General features: G+C 70.3%; 13 protein-coding genes. 1 reads left to right on the forward strand and 12 read right to left on the reverse strand.

Annotation, left to right across the window (positions count from 1 at the left end; all coding sequences use genetic code 11):
- Window positions 1-84: 84 nt before the first annotated feature.
- From pglX to ACIP5W_RS07400, 3 genes are all read right to left on the reverse strand, one after another.
- A complete protein-coding gene (pglX, locus tag ACIP5W_RS07390; RefSeq protein WP_401468096.1) occupies window positions 85-3,675 on the reverse strand; it encodes a BREX-2 system adenine-specific DNA-methyltransferase PglX in 3,591 nt (1,196 codons plus the stop codon).
- On the reverse strand, window positions 3,672-8,345 hold the full coding sequence (pglW, locus tag ACIP5W_RS07395; RefSeq protein WP_401468958.1) for a BREX system serine/threonine kinase PglW: 4,674 nt from the start codon (window positions 8,343-8,345) through the stop codon (window positions 3,672-3,674). Before pglW ends, pglX begins: the two co-directional genes overlap by 4 nt.
- A gap of 214 nt (window positions 8,346-8,559) precedes the next feature.
- Entirely contained in the window at window positions 8,560-9,147 is a 588-nt protein-coding gene (locus ACIP5W_RS07400; RefSeq protein ID WP_401468099.1) for a hypothetical protein, read from the reverse strand.
- Window positions 9,148-9,699: 552 nt separating this feature from the next.
- Between ACIP5W_RS07400 and ACIP5W_RS07405 the strand changes: the two genes are divergently transcribed.
- On the forward strand, window positions 9,700-9,828 hold the full coding sequence (locus ACIP5W_RS07405; protein WP_401468102.1) for a DUF6408 family protein: 129 nt from the start codon (window positions 9,700-9,702) through the stop codon (window positions 9,826-9,828).
- A 53-nt stretch (window positions 9,829-9,881) separates the two neighbouring features.
- Here ACIP5W_RS07405 and ACIP5W_RS07410 read toward each other — a convergent pair whose 3' ends face one another.
- From ACIP5W_RS07410 to ACIP5W_RS07450, 9 genes are all read right to left on the reverse strand, one after another.
- Window positions 9,882-11,993 carry a DUF2075 domain-containing protein gene (locus tag ACIP5W_RS07410; RefSeq protein WP_401468961.1) on the reverse strand — a complete coding sequence of 704 codons (2,112 nt, stop codon included), beginning with the start codon at window positions 11,991-11,993 and terminating at the stop codon, window positions 9,882-9,884.
- A 211-nt stretch (window positions 11,994-12,204) separates the two neighbouring features.
- Window positions 12,205-14,091: a DUF2075 domain-containing protein gene (locus ACIP5W_RS07415; protein ID WP_401468104.1), complete on the reverse strand. Its 1,887-nt coding sequence runs from the start codon at window positions 14,089-14,091 to the stop codon at window positions 12,205-12,207.
- 271 nt (window positions 14,092-14,362) lie between these two features.
- Window positions 14,363-15,586: an MDR family MFS transporter gene (locus ACIP5W_RS07420; RefSeq protein WP_401468107.1), complete on the reverse strand. Its 1,224-nt coding sequence runs from the start codon at window positions 15,584-15,586 to the stop codon at window positions 14,363-14,365.
- Complete coding sequence (locus ACIP5W_RS07425; RefSeq protein ID WP_401468110.1) at window positions 15,583-17,427, reverse strand: ABC transporter permease subunit; 1,845 nt, start codon at window positions 17,425-17,427, stop codon at window positions 15,583-15,585. Before ACIP5W_RS07425 ends, ACIP5W_RS07420 begins: the two co-directional genes overlap by 4 nt.
- A gap of 3 nt (window positions 17,428-17,430) precedes the next feature.
- The gene (locus tag ACIP5W_RS07430) at window positions 17,431-18,957 is read right to left on the reverse strand and encodes an ABC transporter substrate-binding protein (protein ID WP_401468113.1); all 1,527 of its coding nucleotides are present in this window, start codon (window positions 18,955-18,957) and stop codon (window positions 17,431-17,433) included.
- Window positions 18,958-18,960: 3 nt separating this feature from the next.
- Window positions 18,961-19,524 (reverse strand): GNAT family N-acetyltransferase, encoded by a 564-nt coding sequence (locus ACIP5W_RS07435; RefSeq protein ID WP_401468116.1) that lies wholly within the window; start codon window positions 19,522-19,524, stop codon window positions 18,961-18,963.
- Window positions 19,525-19,645: 121 nt separating this feature from the next.
- Complete coding sequence (locus ACIP5W_RS07440; RefSeq protein ID WP_401468119.1) at window positions 19,646-20,185, reverse strand: hypothetical protein; 540 nt, start codon at window positions 20,183-20,185, stop codon at window positions 19,646-19,648.
- 374 nt (window positions 20,186-20,559) lie between these two features.
- Window positions 20,560-21,477 (reverse strand): carbohydrate ABC transporter permease, encoded by a 918-nt coding sequence (locus ACIP5W_RS07445; RefSeq protein WP_401468122.1) that lies wholly within the window; start codon window positions 21,475-21,477, stop codon window positions 20,560-20,562.
- The gene (locus tag ACIP5W_RS07450) at window positions 21,474-22,364 is read right to left on the reverse strand and encodes a carbohydrate ABC transporter permease (protein WP_401468964.1); all 891 of its coding nucleotides are present in this window, start codon (window positions 22,362-22,364) and stop codon (window positions 21,474-21,476) included. Before ACIP5W_RS07450 ends, ACIP5W_RS07445 begins: the two co-directional genes overlap by 4 nt.
- Window positions 22,365-22,394 lie beyond the last annotated feature (30 nt).

Here is a 22,394-nt window from a genome sequence, read left to right on the forward strand (position 1 = left end):
CCACTGTGGGCTGAGCATGTGCTGTCCTCCTCGTCGGCTGTCCGGTGGCGGGTGGGACGGGGTGGGGGGATGGGCGGGCGTGGGCTACTTGTTCGCGGCCGCCCGGCGTCCCCGGGTGGCGGCCGGGGGACGCCAGGCGCGCAGGTCGTCGTCGGTGAGACCGTGCTCGCCCTGCAACTGCTGGCGGTAACCGGCGAAGAAGTCCGCCGGTGAGCCGCTGTAGACCATGTCGAACTCGTTGTGCCACTGGTACAGCCACGGCTGCAGCTCCAGCAGGCCGGCGAGGAACGGTGTGATCTCCTCGGAGGTCAGCGCGGTGTTGGTGAAGTACGTCGCCAGGGCCTGAGCCTGCTCGCGGTGGTCCCAGCCGGCCCAGCCGTACAGCTCGGGGGTGGCGGCGTTGGTCTGCCCGTAGGAGATGAACCGCTCCTTCGGCACGTCCAACTTGCCGCGCGCCTTCCAGTAGGAGGGGCGCAGGAAGTCGGCCGAGGTGTACTTCGGCGGCACGGGGATGGAGTCCCGGATCTTCCGCTTGGCCGGCTCGTCGGGCGCGGCGTCCTCCTTGCGCTGAAGGTCCCACACCTCCTCCCAGTCGGAGCGCTTCTTCAGCCCGGCGGGCTTGTAGCGCAGGGCGGAGAGGAACGGGACGTGCTCATCGGTGATCAGCTCGGCGACGACCTTGGGGAGGTCCTTCCGGGGCGCGTAGAGCTTGGCCACGGAGACGAAGTCCTCGTCGCGGGAGAGGGCGTCGGTGAGGCGGGAGAGGGTGAGGATGACCGGCTGACCGTTCTCGTCGAACCAGTGGTCGCGGTTCTCCATACGGTCGAGCAGCCAGGAGCGGAGGGCCTTGTCCTGGAGGGCGTCCCAGCCTTCGGTGGCCCAGCGGCGCTTGTACTCGGGGCGCTCGACCATGCCGATGGCCCGGTTCGACTCGATGGCGTCGATGCGCTTTTGAACAATCTCGCGGTAGGCGGCGGGCCAGTGAGAGGGAATTTCAGTGACAGGGCTGAAGTTATGATTATGATGCCGGAACCATGAGGTATCGACTTCACCGCTTTGCTGCTTACGGGCAAGAACAATCGCAAAAGCCCGCTCAGCGGGAGTGATTATGGGAACTTCTCCTACGGGGGCCACGATCTCACAATCAGTAAGACCATAGAGAGCGTAGATTTGCCAATCCAATTCCTCTTGAAGAGCGACCATCTCCCCCCGAATGGACTCCCAGCTTTTACGGGCTTCACGAAGGCTCTGCGCCGCCGGAACTCCCGAGGCTGCGACTGCTCCAGGATTACAGACCGAGAGGCGTTGCGCCAAGCCCTGCATCGCCTGGGCGAGAGCAGCAGGGAATGCGGTAGGCAGCGGAATACGCTCAATGTTTGCACCGTTAAATTGATAACGATTCTCCCACGGCTCGTCAGCACCCGCCTGCTCGGCGCCCGGACGCCCTTTATTGTGACACGTCATCTTGAGCCAGAGAGCTACAGTAGAGCTGTTGAGCACCCCGAGCAGTTCGACGTACTGCCCCTCAGTCGCATCCGGGCCAAGCTTGACCACAGGAGCCGTCTGCTTGAATACCCTTCCTCCTCGATCCAATACGAAGTGATTGTGCGTAGCCACCTCAGCAAATGAAAGCGACAAGTTAGTTCGATAAGCCGATGGAGTGAACTGCATATAGTCCCACCATTGCAGGCCCGCATCACTCATATCCCCTTGAAAGGTGCGGCGCGCCTGCAGAATCCGCCGCAGCGGCCACAGTTCCCTCGCCAAGCCGCCGTGCCCCAATTCATTCGCATAGGGAAACCAGATAGCCTCCTCCGGAATGGCATTCCAGTCTCGAACAATCTCCCCCGCCATCAGGGGACGCAATCCTACTGAATTGGCGGCGGTTCTGTAAGTAGTTCGCAGGGGGCGAACGTAAGCTTCATCGGCGCCAGCGCGGATCGCACGACCAATAGGTGGCTCGATTGCGGAACGCAAAGGAAAATTACTAGCCCTTTCGAGCTGCTCAACCATTTCCAGGCCGCCATCCGCAAGAATCCAAGGCTGCCTAGCGAAGTAGCGCTCGCGGTCCAAGTCGTCCACCGAGACCCACGGACTCACGGTGCCCGGCTTGTCGATCTGGTCGATAATCGCCTTCCAGACGAGACCCTCTTCACTAATCTTCGGCACAGCAGGCTCTGCCTGCACGCTTCGCACTGTACGAATCGAGGCAGAACGCAGAGTTCCCTCGCAGCGTTTACCCACGAGAATGATCGTGGGTGTTCCGTGTCCAGGAATATAGGCGCCCGACGTGTCAATTACTTCCGTCAGTTCAACCTGATCCCGGAAATAGCTCTCAATAAGCTTGGTGCCGAACTCACGCTTCATGAACGAGTTCGAGGTGATCTGTCCAACCATGCCATACCCGCGGCCGCCAGAATCGCCATTCCTGGCCAATTCAAAGAACCGCTGCGCAAACGGGACCGAGAGTGCGTAAGTGCCACCGCAAGCGTCGTAAAGATCCCGATACAATTCGTTCAGCTTCTTGTCTTTAACGGTAATGTAAGGCGGGTTACCGACCACAAGGTGATACCGTCCCGGCTGCAAGATACCCGGATGCTCGTCGTGCAGGTCTTCCGTGGCATATGAGAAGGTGGCCAGCTCATCGTCTCCATCGATCCCGCCGAACAGTCCCAACTGCTGGTCCTTGATCAATGAGTCACCCACCGCCAAATGCATCGGCCAGTCTTGTTTCACCGCCTCAGAGAGTGTCCGCATTCCACCAGCAGCCATAGCCGCCACCAGCAACCGGAACCGAGCGATAGCCACCGCGAACGGATTGATATCCACCCCGTGCACCGAGTCCAGCGCTTCCCGCACCCGCTCATGCACATCCCGCCCCGGATGCCCCTCCGCCCACAGCCGCACCAGCCGCCGGAACGCCCCCAGCACAAAGTGCCCCGACCCGCACGTAGGGTCGATCATCTTCAGGCCCTCGTAGCCGAACTCCCGTACCGCCGGGTTCATCGTCCGGTCGAGGATGAACTCCTCCACAAACTCCGGTGTCTGGAGCAGCGCGTACGTCTTCCGCGCGGCCTCGCTCAGGTCCTGGTACAGGTCACCGAGGAACCGTGTGTCCCAGCCCTCCGTGCCGTCCTCGTTCAGCGGGTCCGTGAAGTCATGGACGAGAACGCCCGCCTCGTCCCTCCCCCGCCAGAACTCGACCAGGTCCCGCGCACCGTCGTGCGACAGCGGGATCTGGTACAGCGGGTTGTGCCGCTTGTCGAACAGCAGCCGGCCCGCCTGGCCCGCGCCCAGTTCGTCGAACGCCTTCTCCAGCCAACCGCGGTAGGTCGGGTCGTCCTCCGCCTCCACGTACGCGTCGTACCGCGCCTGAGCCAGCTCCCGCCGGTCCCCGTCCGCGCCCGTCAGGTACGGCTCTGGGATCAACCGGTTGTCCTCGCAGAACCGCACGAAGACAGTCCCCAGCACCCACGCCACCGCGACCTGCGTGACCCGCTCGTCGAGCCACGAGTTCCACGTCGCCGCCGTACGCCCCAGCTTGCGCGCCTGGTCGTACTCGGCGCGCAGCCGCGCCCCGACGTCGCCCAGGGCCTTCACCTGCTTGCCGAGGTCGGTCTCGACCGCCTTGACCTGCTGCTTCAGGTCGTCCAACAGAGCCTTGCGGTCGATCACTTCGCGTCTCCCTCGACACTACGCACCACTACCTTGCCGGACCCCCGGTGGACGTTGTCCACCCACGTGTCCGGAAGCTGAATCCACTCCCCCAGGCCGGCCTGGTACGGCACGGCCACCTGCCCGAGCCTCGGCTCACGCGCCGGGTCGCTCTGGGGGACGAGCAACCACAGTCCACGGCCGCCCCGCCGGGCCGCCGAGGCGAGCCGGTGCAGGACGCCCATCGCGTCGTACCGGGCGAACACCCCGGCCTCCGTCAGCAGCACCGGACCGGTCCCGGACCCGGACCCGGCGCCGAGCAGTTCCTCGATACGCGGCGCGACCGCACCCCACGCCGTCTGCGCGTAGTCGGCGAACCGCAGCGCGCCCGTCGAGCCCGGCTTGGCGACGTCCGCCTTGAGCAGCGTCTCCCACGTCGGCTTGGTGCCCGACGTGACCTGGGCGTGCAGGGCCTCGATGAACAGCTCGGTCACCGAGACGGCCTCGGCGCCCAGCCGTTCGGCGCCGAGTTCCCGTATCGCGTCGCGCACGAGCCGCTGGCTCACGGTCAGCACCCGGTAGCCGTCCCGTCGCGCGGACGCGACCAGTCGCTCCTCCGCGCGCACGGCGCTCGCGAGCAGCGGGTCGTCGGCGTACCGCGTCACCGCGCCCGTGCGCGTGGACTGCCGCCAGGCACCCGTCGTGAGGTAGCTGGACGCGTCGTCCACCCGCGTCGGCAGGTAGCGGAGCGTCTTGGTGTCCTCGCGCGTGCCGAGCGACAGCTCGAAGCCGGCCTCGCGCAGCGCCTTGGTCAGCGGGCCGGCGGTCGGCAGGTCGTGGGTCAGGCCGCCGCGGCCGTCGGGCACCGCCAGCTCGGGGAAGCGGGCCCGCAGCCGCTCGTGGACCTCCTCGCCGGTCAGGCCCGGCTGCGTCGCCTCCGGCTTGCCCGGGATCCAGCGCACCAGACCGGCCTGCGTGAGCCGCAGTGCCCGTACCAGCGACAGGTCGCGCGGGTAGATCTCCAGGCGCGGGGTCGCCGCCGCGTTCACGGACGCCGCGGCGGCCAGTTCGACCATGCGGCGCTCGTCCCAGTCGACGGTGCCGGGCGGCATCTGCACCGCGCCCAGCTCCGCGAGGACGGTCGCTGCCGTCGGCAGGGTCTCCAGCCCAGCGAGCCGGTCCGCCGCGCGGCCGAGCTTCGTCGCGTAGTCGAGCAGTCCCGGCGCCGTTGGAGTGTCCGGACCATCGTCCTCGCGGACGTCCAGGGCCAGCAGGCCCGCCCCCAGCGACTCCTCCGTCGCCTTGCGGTTGGGCTGGTGCTGGAACTCGGCCTCGTCCGGGGCGAGTTGCTCGACCTCGACGACGGCCCGTACCGCCGCCAGCGCCAGCGCCCGGCGCTGCTCGCGCCCGGCGAGCTGGCTGCCGCGCCGGACGGCGAGGGCGTCCGCGATCTCCACCGCCGACGCGACCCGGCCCATGCCCGCGAGCAGGTCGAGGATCTCCGAGCGCAGAGCCTGGACCGCACGGTCGGCCTTCCAGCGCTTGCGCTCCTCCTTGAGCATCTGCGGGATGCGGCCCGCGCTCAGGTTCAGCGCCGCGGCGACGTCCTTCTGCTTCGGCCAGACGCCGATCTCCGGCAGCAGGCCGTGCTCGTCGGGCAGGCGCAGCAGCAGCCGGACCATCTCTGCCTTGTTGCGGTTGGAGCCGTTGTTGTTGATGACCGGGACGAAGATCGTGGCGAGGGCGTCGAGGCTGATGGAGCGCAGGGCGCGCGGCGACAGACCGCCGGCCGCGTCGCTCGTCGCCAGGGTGTCCGCGAGGGCGGACTCGGCGGCGGAGAGCTGGTCCAGTTCCTCCCGGGCCTCGGCCCGGCCCTCCGGTGTGAGCGGCGAGGCGGGCGTCTCGCGCAGCTTCTCGCCCCACTCGCGCTGGCGCTTCTGCACCTCGTTGCGGGTCTTGGCGCCCAGGCCGGGGGCGTTGACGAGCTTGCGGCGGCTGTAGTCCAGGAGCCCGCCGACGGTGGTGATGCCGAGGCCGTAGAGGAAGGACTGGGCGGCGCCGGTGAGACCGGAGACGCTCAGCGGGGTGTCGAGGGCGACCTCGGCGGCCAGGCGGTCGCGCTGCTGCTCGGCGGTCTCCGGCTCGGCGTCCGCGATGACACCGCGCCGCACGGCCTCCCCGTCGGCCCCCGCCTCGGAGGTCGTCGCCGTGTGGCGCGTGCGATGGCTGGACGGGACGGCCTGCGAGGCGTCGAGGAAGATCTTGCGCCAGGCGTCCCGCATGGGCTTCAGCTCGGGGAACCGCTTGCCCGCGTCGCGGTGCAGTGCCTTCTGGAAGAAGGCGACGAGCCCGTCCCGCACGGCCGGGTCGAACGCCTCGGCGGCGATCGTCGGGTACGGCCACTCCTTCGGGTCCGTCATCCGGGGCAGGACGCTGCCGTCGCCCCACTTGGGCAGCTCGCGGCTGGCCATCTGGTGCAGGGTGACGGCGACGGCGTACCGCTCGGCGTGGGAGTCGTAGGAGCCGCGGGTGATGACGTCGACGAACGGGTCGAGGTAGCCCTCGGTGCCCGCGTCGGTGCTCCTGGCCGGGTAGCCGGCGAGCGAGAAGTCGATCAGGACCAGTTCGCGGGTGCGGTTGGGGCGGACGCGGATGGCGATGTTGTCCGGCTTGATGTCGCGGTGCCAGACGCCCTCGCCCTCCAGGAAGTCGACGGCGCCGAAGAGGTAGTCGCCGTACGCCTCCAGCTGGTCGACGGGGAGCCGGCCCTCGTCGCGGAGCTGGCGGGCCACCGTCTCCTCGCGGCGGCGCGGGGCCTTCCGCTCGCCCGCCGCGTCCGCGCCGTCGTCGCGCTCGTCACCGACGTACTCCAGCGCGAGGACGGTACGGCCCGCGATGCTCAGCGGCTCCGGTTCGACGAGGCGGATGATGCCCGAGTGGGGGCGCAGGCGGCCCATCACGTCGGCCTCGCGGATGAGGATGTCGCCGCGGTTGTCGGACAGGGCGACCTTCAGCACGGCCAGCGGGCGCGTCCTGCGGGCCTCCGCCTCCAGGTCGCGGACGAGGAAGGCGCGGCTGGTGGAACCGGTGCCGAGGCGGCGGCGGACCTCCCAGCGGCCGGCGAGCACGTCGCCGGGGACGGCGTCCAGCGGGTCCTTCTCCGGGGCGTCGGCCGCCTCGGCGGCGGTCTCGGCGGCCGGGGCGGTGAGGGAGTCCTCGACGACCTCCAGCATCTCCAGGAAGTCGTCGACGCTGTGCAGGCGCTGGTCCGGGTTGTAGGCGGTGGCGGCCTGCACCAGCTCGTCGACGTCCTCGGACAGGCCGTCCACCAGGGAGCTGGGGCGCAGGCCCTCCCCCGCCTCCAGGCGGGCGCGCAGTTCGGCCTGGCTGGCGGCCGGGGCCTTGCCGGTGGCCAGGAGGTAGGTGAGGACGCCGAGGCCGTAGACGTCGAGGGAGACGGGGTCGGGGCGCAGTGCGGTCAGCTCGGGGGCGAGGTAGGGGTCCTCGTCGTCGGCGAGGTGCATCGCGGACAGGGCGGTCGGCGCGAGCCGTGTCGCGCCCTGCCCCTGCGAGGAGTCGCCGGTGCGCTGGGTGGCGATCTGCCAGTCGGAGATCTTCAGCCGGGGGCTGAGCCAGGCGGCCTCCTCACCGACAGCCTTGCCGGGGCCGCCGTCGGGGCGGGGCAGGACGTGGATGGAGCGGGCGGCCAGGGCACGGTGGTGGATGCGGCGGGCGTGCGCGGAACGCATCGTCTCGGCGAGCTGGCGGACCAGGGCCATCCGTCCGAGGATGTCGAGCTTCTCCCCGTACTGGACCAGGTATTCGTCCAGCTTCATGGTGCGGTCGTCGTGGTCGAAGACGAGGGCGGGGCCGGCCGGGTGGCCGGTCGGGAAGTACTGCCGGTAGGAGACGACGCCGGGGTGCCGGAAGCGCTGCAGGACGGCCGCCTCGCGGCGGGCGGCGTTCTCGACGGACTGGCGCAGGGAGGCGTCCGAGCCGCGCTCGCTGAGGTAGACGCGGACGCGGGCGCGCTCGGGCAGCTCGGTGTGGGCCGCCTTGTAGTCGGCCCAGGTCTGGCCGGAGTCGAAGGGCGTGCGCTCCAGCTCGTAGGGGCCGACCTTGTACTGGGCCTCGCTGCGGCGGATGCCGATGCGCTCCAGCGCGGCCTTGATCTCGCGGGAGTCGATCGCGGTGATGCGGCGCCGTTCGTCCCGCGGGGTCTGCTTGAGCATGTCGACCAGCTCGGCGACGGTGTGGACGCCGTTCCGGTCGTGGGCGGGCAGGCGTACGCGCAGGGCGTCGTCGGTGAAGCAGACGGCCTCGCCGACCCACACCCGGCGGGCGCCGTGGCCCTGGCCGAGCAGGCTCGCCAGCTCCTTGGCCTTCTTGTTGACCAGGTGCAGGGGGTTGCCGTGGGTGCGCCGGCGGCCGCCGGGGGTGGTCTGCACCCAGGTGCCGTTCTCGGAGGTGACCGAGCCGTGCCAGTCCTTCAGCTCGATCATGTGGACGCCGCCGGGCGCGACGACCAGCAGGTCGACCTCGCGGACGTGCCCGGTGTTCGCGGTGAACGTGAAGTTCGACCAGGCCCGCCAGGGGTCGGAGTCCGGCAGCTTCTCCCGGATCGCCTCCAGGCCGCGGTGTTCGTGATCGAACTCGGACTCGGTGACCGTGACCCACCGGCCTTCCCGCATGCCTGTCCCCACTCGTTCCGTTCCTCTCAGGCCCGCCGTTCCCCGGGGTCGGGCCTGCCGCTGATCCTAATGGTTGCCTGGTACATGGGAAGAGTCCGTGAAGGACGGGACTATAGGACATTCGACCCACACGAAAGAAACGGCCCGTTCCGTCTCACGTCGACGCGGGCGACAGGAGCCTCCTGGTCAACGACCTGTACGGGCAAACCGTCCGTCACGTCGCGCTGTAGGCGAGTTCGGCCAAGGCGAGCGCCTGCTTCAGGGTCTTCTCGTCGCGGATCTGGATGCTCACCCTGTACCGGCGATGGCCGGTGGTGAGCCGATAGGCGTCCGGTGCGAGCTCCGCGATCTCGTCGCTGTGCTGCAGACGGAAGTTGATCAGGCCCGTGGACGCGAAGGCATAGGCGAAGCCGCCGTACTGGCTGCCCTTGCGGCGGAGGCGGAGGTAGCCGGAATAGTCGAGGGGATCGCCCTCCTGCCACGTCTTGCGCTTGATGCCGTGCGCTCCGACGCTCTCCCAGGAGCCGGCTTCCGCCATGAAGTCGATGAACTGCTGCGCGGCGGGGTTGAAGGCGAGCTGCGCCTTCACCGTCTCCTGCCCCTCGTCCGCGACCCCCGGGACGTCACCCTCGACGCGCCATCCGAAGTCCGCGAAGTCGTCGCTGTCGGGGTCGGCGACCACCCGGGGCGTGCGGCGTACGGTGTCGGCCGTGCCCGGCTGCTGCTGGAGGAGTTCGCGGACCACCTCGGACGCGTCGAGTTCCTGCGGCGTGCCCTCGAAGCAGAAGTAGGTGAGCTTCACGGGTCCCCTCCCGTTATACGAACCGTGTCCGAGCGGACACACTACGCCCGACGACGAGCGCAACGACACCGCTGCCGGTACGCGTGGATGCGGGTGGTGACCGACTGCCCTCCGTGAAGAAGCTGTTCTGCCCCCTGAAGCCGCACTGAGAAGCAGCTCTGCGCGCGGCGGGATCCCGGCCGCCGGAAGTGGTACGTGGATGCCGCCGAGGTCAGCCGCGAGCAAGCCGCACGCCGACCGCCGCCGTCCTGACGTCCGTTGGGGTGCCGCACGCACGGCTGGATCGAGCGTGCAAGCCGTTCGTCGACGGCAGACGTGTCACCGGCACCCACGGACACGGTCGCTCACTCAGGAAACTTCGCAACTGTGTGTGCAGTAAGGTGACTTGTGCTGCGCATCCTCCCGGAGGGGTACGAGCGCGGAGTTCATGCGCCGCTCGGCGGCATGTGAGCAGTGGTGGTGAATCGCCGTGCGCGTGCGCGCGGTGTGTGAGCGGATGCCCGGTGGGCCGTCCCCCCACCATTCCTGCTCACCGCCGAGGAGTGGTCACGTATGGACCCTGTCGAGTACCAGTCTGCGCGTTTCGCCCGGTTCCGTAAGGTTCTGGCGGACGTCGCCGTCAATGTCGTCGCCAACCTGTTGGTGACCGGCATGATGTCGGCAGCGCACCTGCTCTTCTGAGGCAGGCGAGTGGCGGGCTCCGGGGGCCCGCCACTCCACCTCGCGCGGACGGCTCAGAACAACATCATCTCGTTCTTCAGCTTGGCCTTGCTCTGTGCCCGCCGGGCCCTGCGGCTCCGCGCGGCCCCACTGTGCCGCGTGATCCTCAGCTCGGGCGGGATGGTCGACTGAGTGGGCCGGAGACCGTGCACATGGGTCTCTCCGACCAGTTTCCTGAGGTGCCGCCGGGTCTCCTCGTCGGTGGAGTAGAGCACGGTTGCCCGGCTCGCCCTGGTCAGCAGGACGTGATAGGCGTGGCGGACACAGCGGGCGAACTCGTCGTCGTCGAGCGTGCTCGTCCGTACCTTCGGGTCGAACGATCCCGGTTTCGCCACCCGCATCACGCCTGCTTGCGGGTCCTTGCGCTGCTTTCCCCGCCGGAAGACCCAGCGGTCGGTACGCCAGACCATGTCATCGCCCATGATCACCCCGCACCAGTCCCACTCGAGCCCCTGCGCCGTGTAGACACAGCCGATCTGCCCGATGCCCGCATCGTGTACGGGCCATATCCTCGACGGTGGCTCGCCGTTGGCGCAGAAGGACTCGCTGGACGCGTTCCACGGACGGTGCCAGGCACCGATGCGTACGTCCTTCTCGAGGTTCTTGTCCTCGTCCGGCTTGCTCCAGGGCCAGCAGTACCCGGCCACCATCCGGGCGGTCGCGCCGGCCTCGAACTCGGTGCGGACGATGTGCTCCATCTCGTCGGGGGTGCCGACGACCTCGATGTGCATGAGTCCGTCCGGCACCCACTCGTGCGCCTGCTGCGTCGACACACCGAGCAATGCTCGAACCCAGCGGACGTAGGCGTCACTGCCACCACACCTGTACTGCTCCACCAGACGGTAGTGGCGAAAGGCCGCATGGTGGCGTCGTGCGGCGTCCTCGATGAGTTCCGCCGTACCCACCTCGTACGGGCGCACGGTCTGGCCCGCGTCGAGGAAGAAGACGGTCAGACGCGATGCGTCGAGCAGTTCGTCCACCTGTGGCTTGGTGCCCTGCTTCTCGGCGGGGAGGCGCCAGTTGGTGGACCTGTCCCGCAGCCGGTGCGCCTCGTCGCAGATCAACACGTCCAGCGGCGGCTTCGGCGTCTGCACGAAACTGCTGAAGTACGCGAAGCGCTCCCGGAACTCGGCCGCGGTGTACCCGACGTTCTCCTTGATCGCGGCGTTGAAGGCCCGCGATCCGCTCGCGTACTTCACCGTCCGGCCCGCGGCTTCGAGATCGGCCCGTAATTGAAGGCCGATAGCGCTTTTCCCGGTGCCGGCTCCCCCGGTGATCAGGAAGACGGCACGTTGGGGACGGAGGACGAGTGCCTCTCGGTCCGGACGGTCAAGAATCAGGTCCGAGGCCTCGAGCACGTCGTCCGCGACCTTCCTCTGCCGTCCCCGCAAGGTGAAGACCGTGTCCTCTCCGGACGAGTTGACCATGGCATCGAGAAGCGGCGTGTTCCGGAGGTTCATCCGGTGCAGGATGTACTCGGCCGCCGAATAGTCGTCCTCGGCTGTGAAATGGCTCTGAAGGTCGAGCAGAAGCCTGGCCCGGGTGTCGCTCGTGTACGTATGGGCGTAGGGGCCCGTGGGTGCGTCGACGCCGAGCAGTGGTCGGACGGATTCGTCCGTGGCGTTGTGGAGGTACGCGAAGCCGCCGCACTCGAACTGCAACCCGTTCAGCGGACCTGCAGGCCCGGTGAACAGCGCGTGGTACTCACTGAGTTGAAGGGCGGGGTGTTTGACCGGGTCATCGATCCCCGCCACGTACACGAGATCAGCGGTGGCGGCCTCGACCCTCGTCACCGATGACCACTGCTTCAACTCGACGAGCTGCACGGAAAGGGTGCCTTCCGTGGGATGTCTTCCCACCAGCACCACGTCGATCTGCTTGTCTTCTCCAGGCCCTTCGGATTCGTCCACGGTCGGCGAGCATTCGACGATCATCTCGACGTTGCCGCGCCCGGCTGCCACCAGGTCCTCTGCCAGTGAGACAAGGCTCTTGGCCCAGGCTGAGCGCTCTCCTTCGGAGGACTCGCCTCGCCGGAAGTGCACCCAGCGGGCAGCCAGGTGCGGCACCAGACGACGGCGTGCGTTCAGGGCGAGCAAGTCCCTTGCCGACAAACGCAGCAGGAGCATGGACACGAGGAGGTTCCCCCAGGGCACGAGTGACTCGTGCGGGTGGGGGCGTGTCCATGCAGGAAGCCCGTCGGGCCGCGACCGGTATCGGTGATCTTAGGCGGGCTCCGAACCGTCCCGGGAACGATGATCGCCTTTCGGCCTGCCTACGGGAAGAGCATGGCCGAGTGACGGCAAACGCGATTGTCTTGCCGTGCGTTCGGAGGAGTCGTCACACCAGAGCCGACTTCCGCTCCGCGTCTCCCGCGAGTTCGCGTAGCTTCGCCCGTGTCTCCAGGTCCGTCGCATACACCACCGTGCCGACCATGCCGCGGGTCAGCAGCACTTTGTAGGTGTTGCGAATCAGGCGGTCGACGTCGTCGTCCGGGGTGGACCTCTTGAAGACCGGGTCCTTGGAGGCCGCACGGTCCGTGATCCAGCGGTCGCCGCGCCAGAGCAGATCCGGGCCGATGATCACGCCGGACCAGTCGTACTCGAATCCTTGCGCGGTGTAGACGCAGCCGACCTGGCCGAAACCGGCCGGGTCGGTGGCCCACAGGGCGGACGGCGGCGCGCCGGACACGGAGCGCTCGCCACGCAGGTTCCAGGGGCGAGCCCAGTCGCCGATGACGACGTCGGCCGGAAGCGGATCGCCCGGCCTGGGTTCGGGGGACCACGGCCAGCAGTAACCGGCGGACATACGAGCGCCGTAGCCCTGTTCCCGGCGGGCCTGAAGAAACGCCTCCATCTCCTCGGGGCTGTCGGCGACCAGCAGGTGCATGCGGTCGTCGGGTTCCCAGACCACCGGGCCGCCGGACTGCAGGCCGAGGAGGCGAACCACCCAACGCAGGTAGGCATCACTGCCGCCGCAGCGGAACTGGCTCTCCAGGGGCACGACGTGGCAGTCGAGACCCTGGGCCGCCGCGGCCGCCTTGACGTCTTCCACCGTGCCCATCTCGCCGGGGCGCACCACCTGGTGCTCGTCGAGGAGGAAGACGGGGACGCGGGCGACGTCGATGAGTTCGTCGATCTGTCGTCTGCCGGTGCGGTGGGCGGCCGGGGTGTACCGGTTGGCGGAGGTCTCGCGGATGCGGTGGGCCTCGTCGCAGATGAGGACGTCGAGGGAGTTCTGCTCGGCCGTCATGAAACTGTTGAAGTACTTGAAGAGGTCCTGGACCTCGCGCTTGCGCGTGCCGGCGACCTTGCGCATCGTCTTGGTGAACGACTGCGATCCGGTGGCGTGCAGGGCCGGGACGCCCTGCCGGTACAGCTCGCCGAGCAGGGAGAGCGCGATGACGCTCTTGCCGGTGCCGGGTCCGCCGGTGACGACCAGGACCTCCTTGTGGTTGGACCGCTTGGCCTTGCGTACGGCGTTGAGCACCATGCGGTACGCGACCTGCTGCTCGTCCAGGAGCACGAACTGCTCTCGCTCGCGCACCTCCTGGGCAGCGACCGACATCAGTTGTTTCGACGGCACGGTCCTGCCCGCCTGGAGTTCGTCGGCCGCGCGGGCGCCGGACACCTTGTCGCTGAGCTTGGCGCGGAGGTGGTCGATGAACTCGCCGCGCCGCTCGCCGGTGAACATCTGGCCGCTGTCGTCGACTTCGATCGCCCGTAGACCACCTACGCCGAACTCCGTGGCGTTGTGCAGGTAGGCCACGCCGCTGACCCGGTCCGGGTGCTCGGCCACCGCGCCGTTGAAGTTGACGAGGTACTCGCAGTAGCGGCGCACCTGCTCGATGGGGTTGAGGACCGGGTGCACGTAGGCGTCGACCCGGCACAGTGCCGGGTCGTCCTCGTCCGGCTCGGCCTGGCTCCACTGCTTCAGCTCGACGACGAGGTACGACGGTTCGCCCGTGACGGGGTGCACTCCGGCAAGCACCGCGTCGGCGCGCTTGCTGTTCAGCGGGAGGGCGTACTCCAGCATGACCTCGACCTCACCGAGGCCCGCGTCGTTGAGCGCGGCGGCCAGAGCGGGGATGCTTCGCTCCCAGGAGCGGGCCTCCGCGGCACTCGGGCGGTGACCGTGCATGTGGACGAACTGCTCGGTGAGGTGGAGGTAGAGCGAACTGTCGAGGGCTCGCGCGGCAATCGTTTTCGCGGACTCGCGGAACAGCAAGGACTTCCCCCAGGCAGCACGAAATGACTCGTGCGGGTGGGGGCATGTCCTTCGAGACTCCACCGGAGTGGAGCGGAAGCCCGTCGGGCCGCGATGACGATGGAACAGAGATTACCCGGCGGTGCCGACAGTGACGCTGGTCGCTACCGGCCGAAGCCGAGGATCAGTACGAGTGATCACCAGCAACGAGCGGGTGGCCGTCGGTGTCACCGAATGGACAGGAGATACGGGAGCGGAGCCCTTGAACAGGCCGGGCAGTCACCGCGCGCCCCTACCCCCGCCGCGGCAGCAGCAGCACCGCCCCCGCCGGCACAGCCGCCAGCACGGCCCACGGCACCGCCGCCGGCAGGCCCCCGTCGAGCAGGGCGCCCGCCCCCGCGCTGCCGGCCAGCACGATCGCCCCGGAGACGGACGACAACGCGCCGGTGTACAGGCCGAGCCGCCCCTCCTCCGCGAGGTCGGGGACCCAGGCCCGCGCGGCGGGCGCCACCAGCATCTGGCCGAGGGTGAGGAGGACGACGAACCCCGTGGCGGGCAGCAGCCCCGTCGTCCCCGTCGCCCCGTGGGGCGCCGCCAGGGCGACGGTGCCGAACCCGGCGGAGATCAGCGCCAGTCCGGCCGCCATGGACCGGCGCAGCGTGAGCCGTTCCCCCGCCCACCGGGTGACCGGCAGCTGCGCGGTCACCACCAGCAGGGACGACAGCGCGAACATCCAGGCCAGCGGTGTCTGGGAGCCGGTGGCGCGTTCCACCTCGGCGGGCAGGGCGAGGTAGAGCTGGTTGTAGGCGAGGAGGTAGGCGCCGTACGCGGCGCACAGGGCGAGGAAACGCCGGTTGCGCAGCAACGGCCGGACACCGCCGCGCACCCGGACGCGGGCGCGTCCGGGTATGTGCTGGGGCAGCAGCCGGGCGTGGCCCGCGAGGACCAGGACGAAGACGCCGGCTCCGGCCAGGCACACCGCGCGGAAGTCGACCGCCAGCAGCAGCGCGCCGAGCAGGGGTCCGACGAACGCACCGGCCTGCCCGGCGACGGTGAACAGTGCCAGGACGTGCGTCCGGGGGCCCTGGCCCGCCTCCTCCCGGAGCACGGCCTGCCTGGCCACCTCGGACTCGACGGCGGGCGAGAACAGCGCGGCGGCGAACCCGATGAGGAGCACCGCCCCGACGACCGCCCAGGCCCGCTCGGCGTACCCGAGCCATCCGAATCCGGCGATGCGCAGTGCGCAGCCGGCGAGCACCACGGGCCTGGTGCCGTACCGGTCGGCGAGCACACCGCCCACCACGAACAGCCCCTGCTGGCTGAACGTCCGCAGCCCGAGCACGAACCCGACCGTCCCGCCCGCCATCCCGACCGCCCCGCCGAGGTGTTCGGCAAGGAAGGGCAGGACGGCGAAGAAGCCGACGTTGAAGGCGAGTTGCGTGAGGACGAGCAGCCGCAGGAGCGGCGAGAGCCGGGCCCGTTCCCGCGCACCACGCACGATCGTCGGCGCGATCACGTGACACCCACCGACTGGTCCGGCGCGACGGCCGGAACGTCGACGCGAGCCCGAGCCGTGGCAGCCGTACGGCGCCGGGTCCCCCGCGTCCCGCTGCCGGCCGCCGTCACCGCGAGCGCGCCCAGCAGGGCGAGGACGGCGGCGGGGGCGAGGACGGCCCAGGGGGCGCGTTCGGCGTAGGGCTGGTTCTCGGCGAGGAGCAGGCCCCACTCGGGGGACGGCGGCTGGGCGCCGAGGCCGAGGAAGCCGAGGGAGGCCAGCGCGAGGGCGATGCCGGGCAGCCGCAGGAGGGCGTGGCGGGTGACGGACGGCAGGACGGCCGGCAGGAGTTCGCTTCTCAGCAGGTACGTGCGGCCGGCGCCCAGCGCGCGGGTGGCGGTCAGGTGGAGGGTGGCGCGTTCCTGCCGCAGCAGCGCGGAGGTGTGCGCGGCCAGGGGCGCCCAGGCCACGACGGCGACGGCGAGGGCGGGCGTGCCGGCGCCGCCGCCCTGCACGGCGGTGACGAGGAGCGCGGCGAGGACGGGCGGGACGGCGTTGACGGTGTCGACGAGCGGCCCGGACAGCGCGGGCAGGCAGCCGAGCAGGACGCCGGCGAGCCAGGCGAGCGCGCTGACGGCGAGGGCGAGCAGCAGGGTGTCGAGGGCCCCGTGGGCGACCCGCGCGAGGACGTCCCGGCCGAGGGCGTCGGTGCCGAAGGGGTGGGCGAGGGAGGGTGCCCGGAGGCGGGCGGCGGTGTCGAGGGCGAGGGGGTCGCGGGGCAGGCCGAGCATGATGACACCGGAAAGCAGGAGACCGTATGCGACAGGCAGGATTCTGCGGACGGTCGGCTGCTGTGGCGGTGGCGGCCGGTGGAGGCTCTGGAGGGCGCCGTCGCGCAGCGCGGGGCCGGTGAGCCGCCGGGCGGTGAGGCGTACGGCGGCCGTGGTGACGGCGGCGAGGGCGACGAGCAGGAGGGTGCCGGCCTGGAGGACGGGCAGGTCCTGGGCGATGGCGGCCCGGAGGGTGGTACGGCCGAGGCCGGGTATGTCGAAGATCTGTTCCACGGCGACCGAGCCGCCGGTGAGGCCGACGACGAACAGCCCGAGGTTCGGCAGCAGGCCGGGCACGCAGCGGCGCAGCGCCTGGCGGGCCACGGCGCGGCCGGGCAGTCCGCGGGCGGCGGCGGCCAGGGCCCAGGGTTCGGCGAAGGCGCCGGGGAGTTGGTCGTCGAGGAGGCGTCCGAGGACCGCGCCCGCGGGCAGGCCGAGGGCGAGCGCGGGCAGCACCGTCCACTGGGGGCCGTACCAGCCGAGGGCGGGCAGCCAGCCCCACTGCACGCCGACGACGGTGGCGAGCACGGACGCGGTGAGGAACTCGGGCAGCGCGGCGAGCACCGCCGAACCCGAGCCGCCGGCCGGCCGTCCGGCGAGGCGGCGACGTGCACCGAGGCGGAGGGTGCGGGCGCACACGGCGGCGGCCGTGACGAGGGCGACGAGCAGGGCCACCGCCATCAGCAGCAGGGAGACGCCGAGCGCCTCGAGCACCTCGGGCGCGACCGCGGAGCCGGAGATCCACGAGTTTCCGGCGTCCCCGCGCGGCAGTCCGGCGAGCCACCGGCCGAGCAGGCGCAGGGGGCCGTCGTCGAGGCCGAGTTGCGCCCGGATGTCGGCGAGCACCTCGGGGGTGGGGTCACGGTCGGCGGACCGGGTCCTGAGCACCGTGAGCGCCGGGTCGGTGCGCGAGAGCCAGGGCAGCAGCCCGATCCCGCACACCAGCAGCGCGGCCAGTGCGGCGCGCCACAGCAGCGCGCCCGGCCTGCTCCGCCTGCTTCCCCCACTCCCCCTGCTCCCCCTGCTGTTCATGGATCAGCGCCGCGTCCCGGTGCCGACGAGGGTGCGCTCGTAGGGGTCGAGGAGTACGCCGCTCACCCGGGGGCCGACGCCGGTGATGACGCGCTGGTGGACCAGGGGGACGACGGCGTCGGTGCGCAGGATCGCGGCTTCGGCGGCCATGACGGCGTCCTGGCGTTCGGCGGTGTCGGCGGCGCCCTCGGCCTTCGCCACCGCCGCGTCGACGGCCTTGTCGCAGAGCCGGGCGAGGTTGTATCCGCCGCCGCAGGTGTGATCACCGGCGAGGACGGCGACGGGGTCGCCGGTGTCGACGAGGGTGTTGCGGGCGAGCACGAAGGCGTCGAACTTGCCGGCGAGGGCGGCGCTCTCCAGCCGCGAGTACTCGCCCACCGTCAGCTTCACCGTGAACCCGGCCTTCTCCAGCTGCTGCTTCAGCACCTGTGCGACTTCGGGCAGTTCGGGCCGGTTGTCGTAGGTGGCGAGGGTGATGGAGGTACCGGCGGGCTTGCCGGGACGGGTGGCCCCGGTGGGGGGTACGCGCTTGCTCGCGGCCCAGGTGACGGCGGGGCCGTAGATGCCGGTGCCGGCGTCGGCGTGGCCTTCGTAGACGTTCTTCGCGAGGACGGAGGTGTCGACGGCCGCGCGTGCGGCGGCGCGCAGCGACGTGTCCTCGAAGGCGCCGGACCGGGCGTTGAGGAGGAGGCTCGTGGTGCGGGTGGTGGCGGTCTCGCGGCGGGTGTCGGTGTCGAGGCCGGCGGCCTGGGCGACGGGGATCGCCTCGGCGACGTCGATCTGGCCGGTGCGCAGGGCATTGGCGCGGGCGGTGCCGTCGGCGATGAAGCGGGCGTCGATACCGGAGGCCTGGGCGCGGCCGCCCCAGTAGTCGTCGAAGCGGTCGAGCCGGGCGCTGGTGCCGCCCTCGACGTCGGTGAGTTCGAAGGGGCCGGTGGCGGTGCCGGCCGGGTCGGCCGCGCCCTCGGCGTCGTACGCCTTCGGGGAGAGGATCGCCAGGCTGGGGCTGGACAGGCGCAGCGGGAGGACGGGGTCGGGTGCTTTCGTGGTGACGCGGACGGCGCCCGCGCCCGCGACCTCGGTATCGGCCTCGGCGGTGAGGGTCACGCCGGAGAGGGCGGCCGGGGCGGGCCTGGCCTTGACGGCGTGGGCGAGGGAGGCGGCGACGGCGGCCGGGGTGACGTCGGTGCCGTCCTGGAAGGCGGCCTCGCGCAGGGTGAACAGCCAGGTGCGGTCGTTCTCGCGCCGCCAGGACGCGGCGAGCGCGGGGGCGGCGGCCCCGTTGGCGTCGAGAGCGGTGAGCCCTTCGGTGACGCCGAGCCGGCTGAGGATCGTGGCGTCGGCGCCGTAGGGGGAGAGGTTCTCGGCGGGCGGGAAGGCGAGGGCGACGCGCAGCCGGGAGCCGTCCTTCGCGTCGGCGGTGCCGCCGCCCCCGCCACCGCCGGAGGCGAAGCATCCGGCGAGCAGGGGGGACAGCAGCGGGGGGAGCAGGAGGGCGGCGAGAAGCCGCGGACGGCTGGGGAAGCGCATGGGTTACCGGCCTGTGAGGTGGGGGGTGCGGACGTGCGCGTGCAGGGGAATGTCGAAGTGCACGATGCCCTGGCCGCCGTGGGCGTCCTGACGCTCGTCGTGCACGACGTTGCCGAGTGACCGCCAGAAGGCTTCGGCGCCTTCGACGGACGGGTCCGTGTGCAGGTAGACGGCCCGGTACCCGCCGTCGGCGGCGGCGAAGGCGAGCAGTTCGGCGACCAGTTGCCGGGCGAGGCCGCGACGCCGGTGTCCGGGGCGGACGTAGACGCGGCGCAGTTGGGCGGTCGTGCCCGAGGGGTAGCGCTCGGCGACGTGGCGGGGGTTCGGCGGGTGCAGGGGCCCGCGGGAATCGAGCGCGCCGGTGCCGACGACGTGTCCCTCGCCGTCGACGGCGACCAGCAGCGTGTGCCGGGCGGGCACCAGGTAGGCGGCGGCCGGGTCGACGATGTCCCCGTGCCAGCGGGGCACGTAGCCGGTGCCGAAGTCGCGGTAGACGGTGTCGAGCATGACGGCTCGGGCACCGTCGAGGTCGTCGGGGCCCGCGGGCCTCACGCAGTACTCATGCACTTGCACATCATATGCATTAAGCCGAGCGCCTTGATCCGTAAGGGCACCCAGAGCACCCGAGGCGCACCCCCGGCCCGTCCGCCCGCCCCGCCCGCCCCGTCCGGCTCGTTCGCCTTCCCGGCTACTCCACTCCGGTCGCGTCGACGAGTCGGACGAGGTCTCTGCGTCCGTATCCGAGCAGGCGGGCGCGGTGAACGGCCGTCAGCACCAGGTGCGCGACGATCGTGCCGGGGTGCCCGTCCCGGTCGTCACCGAGCCACTCCTGCGGTTTCTCCACGCCCAGGCTGTTCATCACCAGCCCGTGCGCGCGGCGGATCTCCGCGACGGTCCCCGCGACCGCGTCCAGGAGCGTGCGCCCCGGACGCTCGCACTCCAGGGTGAAGCAGCCCCGGTCGGCCGGCACGCACCCCTGGGGCGGACGCGCCCGCAGGTCCGCGTACCGCTCGTCCGCGAAACCGGCGGCCTCGAACTCCTCGTGCACCAGGGAGAACCGGTGGAAGCCGGGCGGAACCGGAGGCGGAGGCGGCGTGTACTCCCACCCGGCGTCCTCGTACAACCGCCGCTTGACCTCTTCCGCGTCGACATGGGTCACGGTGAGACCCGACCCCTCGTTCCGACCGGTGGTCGTACCGTCCGGGTTGCGGTGGAAGACCAGACTCATGTGTGCTCCCGTTCGTCAGCCGTCAGTGACGGATGCGCCGCACGCGATGAACGCGACGAACGCGCCCGAGATGTCCTCGTCGCTGGATCAAACGGGCCGACGCCCCGAAGCGTCCCCGCGCCGGAAAGCATCACCCGAACGTGTGGCCGGAGCGTGAGGATGCCGGTGGCTTCTCCGAGTGGGTCCGGCTCACGGACCGACGGTGTCCTTCGCCAGGGGCGAGTCGCTTCTTCGCCCGCCCCGTCTCGTCGGAGATCAGGACTCCGCCGCCGTAGCAGAGTGCGCGGCTCCCGAGGCTCGTGCACGACATCGGGGTGCGTGGTGAGTCACGAACCATCAGGAAACGACCTCCGGGAACAGGTCTCCCGGGGCCTTCATCCCTTGGTGGCTCCGGCCGCGATGCCGCGGATCATGGAACTCTGCAGACAGAAGTAGACGGTGAGGCTGGGGACCAGGGCGATGAGCGCTCCGGCCAGCAGCGCTCCGGGCCCGACGACGGGGTCAGTGCGCATGACGGAGAGGGCGACGGTCAGCGTGTAGTCGCCGGGGTCGTTGGCGACGATCAGCGGGAGGAGGTACTGGTCCCAGATCATGAGAAAGCCGAAGATGCCCACGACGCCGAGCGCGGGGCGGCACAGGGGGAGCACGATCTGCCACAGCATCCGCACTTCACCCACGCCGTCGAGACGGGCGGCTTCCTCTATCTCGGTGGGAATCTCCCGCATGAACTCCGTCATGACGAGGATGGAGAATCCCCAGATGCCGACCGGCAGCATGACACCGAGCAGGGTGCCCTTGAGGCTGACGTGCAGCAGGGGCAGGTCGCCGATCACCAGGGAGAGAGGGACGGCGATGACCTCCTCGGGAAGCATCATGGTGAGCAGGAACAGAGACATCACCAGGGCCTGGCCCCGGAAGCGGCGCCGGGCCAGCGCGTAGGCGGCGAACACCGAGACGGTCATCTGGAGCAGGAGCCCTCCTCCGGCGATGACCAGGGAGTTGAGGAAGTAGCCCCAGATGTTGTGGCTGCCCGCGATCTCGAAGTTCTGGAGGGTGGCGTGGCCGGGGAACAGCGACAGTGACGTGGTGCGCGCGTCGGCGTCGAAGGCTCCGCTCAGGATCGTGACGAACGGTGCGGCGAACACGAACAGGGCGAGGGCGCACAGGATGACGCGCAGGACCAGCGCGGGGCCGAGCCGCGGGCTCCAGCCGAGTGCGGTGTCGAAACGACCGTGGTCGGCGGGGGCCCGGACGGGGCGGGTGTGCCGGACGGTGGCGTGGGAGAGGCTCATCGATCGGCCTTTCGGCGCAGGAGGTTGAGACCGAGGGTCAGCAGCAGGGTCACCGAGAGGAGCAGCACGGAGGCGGCCGAGGCGACACCGAGGTCGTTGCGTTCGAAGCCGAGGGAGAACACGCGTGTCATCCATACCTCGGTGGATCCGGCGGGGCCGCCGCCGGTGAGGACGTACACCTCGGTGAAGGTCCGCAGGCTGCGGACGGCCGCGAGGGTCAGGACGATGGTCATGGCGGGCCGGAGCGCCGGCAGGGTGATGTGCCGGAGCCGCTGCAACGTCGACGCTCCGTCGATGGCGGCCGCCTCGTACAGGGCCCGGTCGACTCCCGCCAGGCCGGCGAGGAGGATGACCATGTTGTAGGGGGCGCCCATCCAGGTGCCGACGGCCATGACCGACCACAGTGCGCTGTCGGGGCTGTCGAGAAAGGGCAGCGGGCCGATCCCGAATATGCCGAGGACGCTGTTGACGAAGCCGTCGGCGGTCGGTGAGTACAGCAGGCGCCAGATCTCGCCGACGACTGCGGTGGCGGTGACGACGGGCAGGAAGACGGCTGAGCGCAGGAACCACAGGGTGCGGCTCTGGCCTTCCAGCAGGAGCGCGAGCAGGAAGCCGACGACGATGGCGCCGAACGTCTGGCCGATGCCCAGGAGCAGGGTGTGCCCGATCGCCTCCCGGAACCGGTCGTCCTCCAGGACCTTGCGGTAGTTGTCGGTTCCGACCCACTGGTCTCCCAGGAAGGGCTGGACGTCGTAGAGACTCATCCTGATGCCCTTGAGCATGGGGATGAACTTGAAGACGAGGGCGAGCAGCAGGGCGGGGGCGAGGAAGGCCCACGGCAGCCAGCCGCGCCGCGGGGAACGCCGGGGAGGGGCGAGGGCCGGCAGGTGGAGCCGGGGCCCCTTCCCCGTCCGCCG

The organism is Streptomyces sp. NPDC088766 (assembly GCF_044750845.1).
GTDB lineage: Bacteria > Actinomycetota > Actinomycetes > Streptomycetales > Streptomycetaceae > Streptomyces.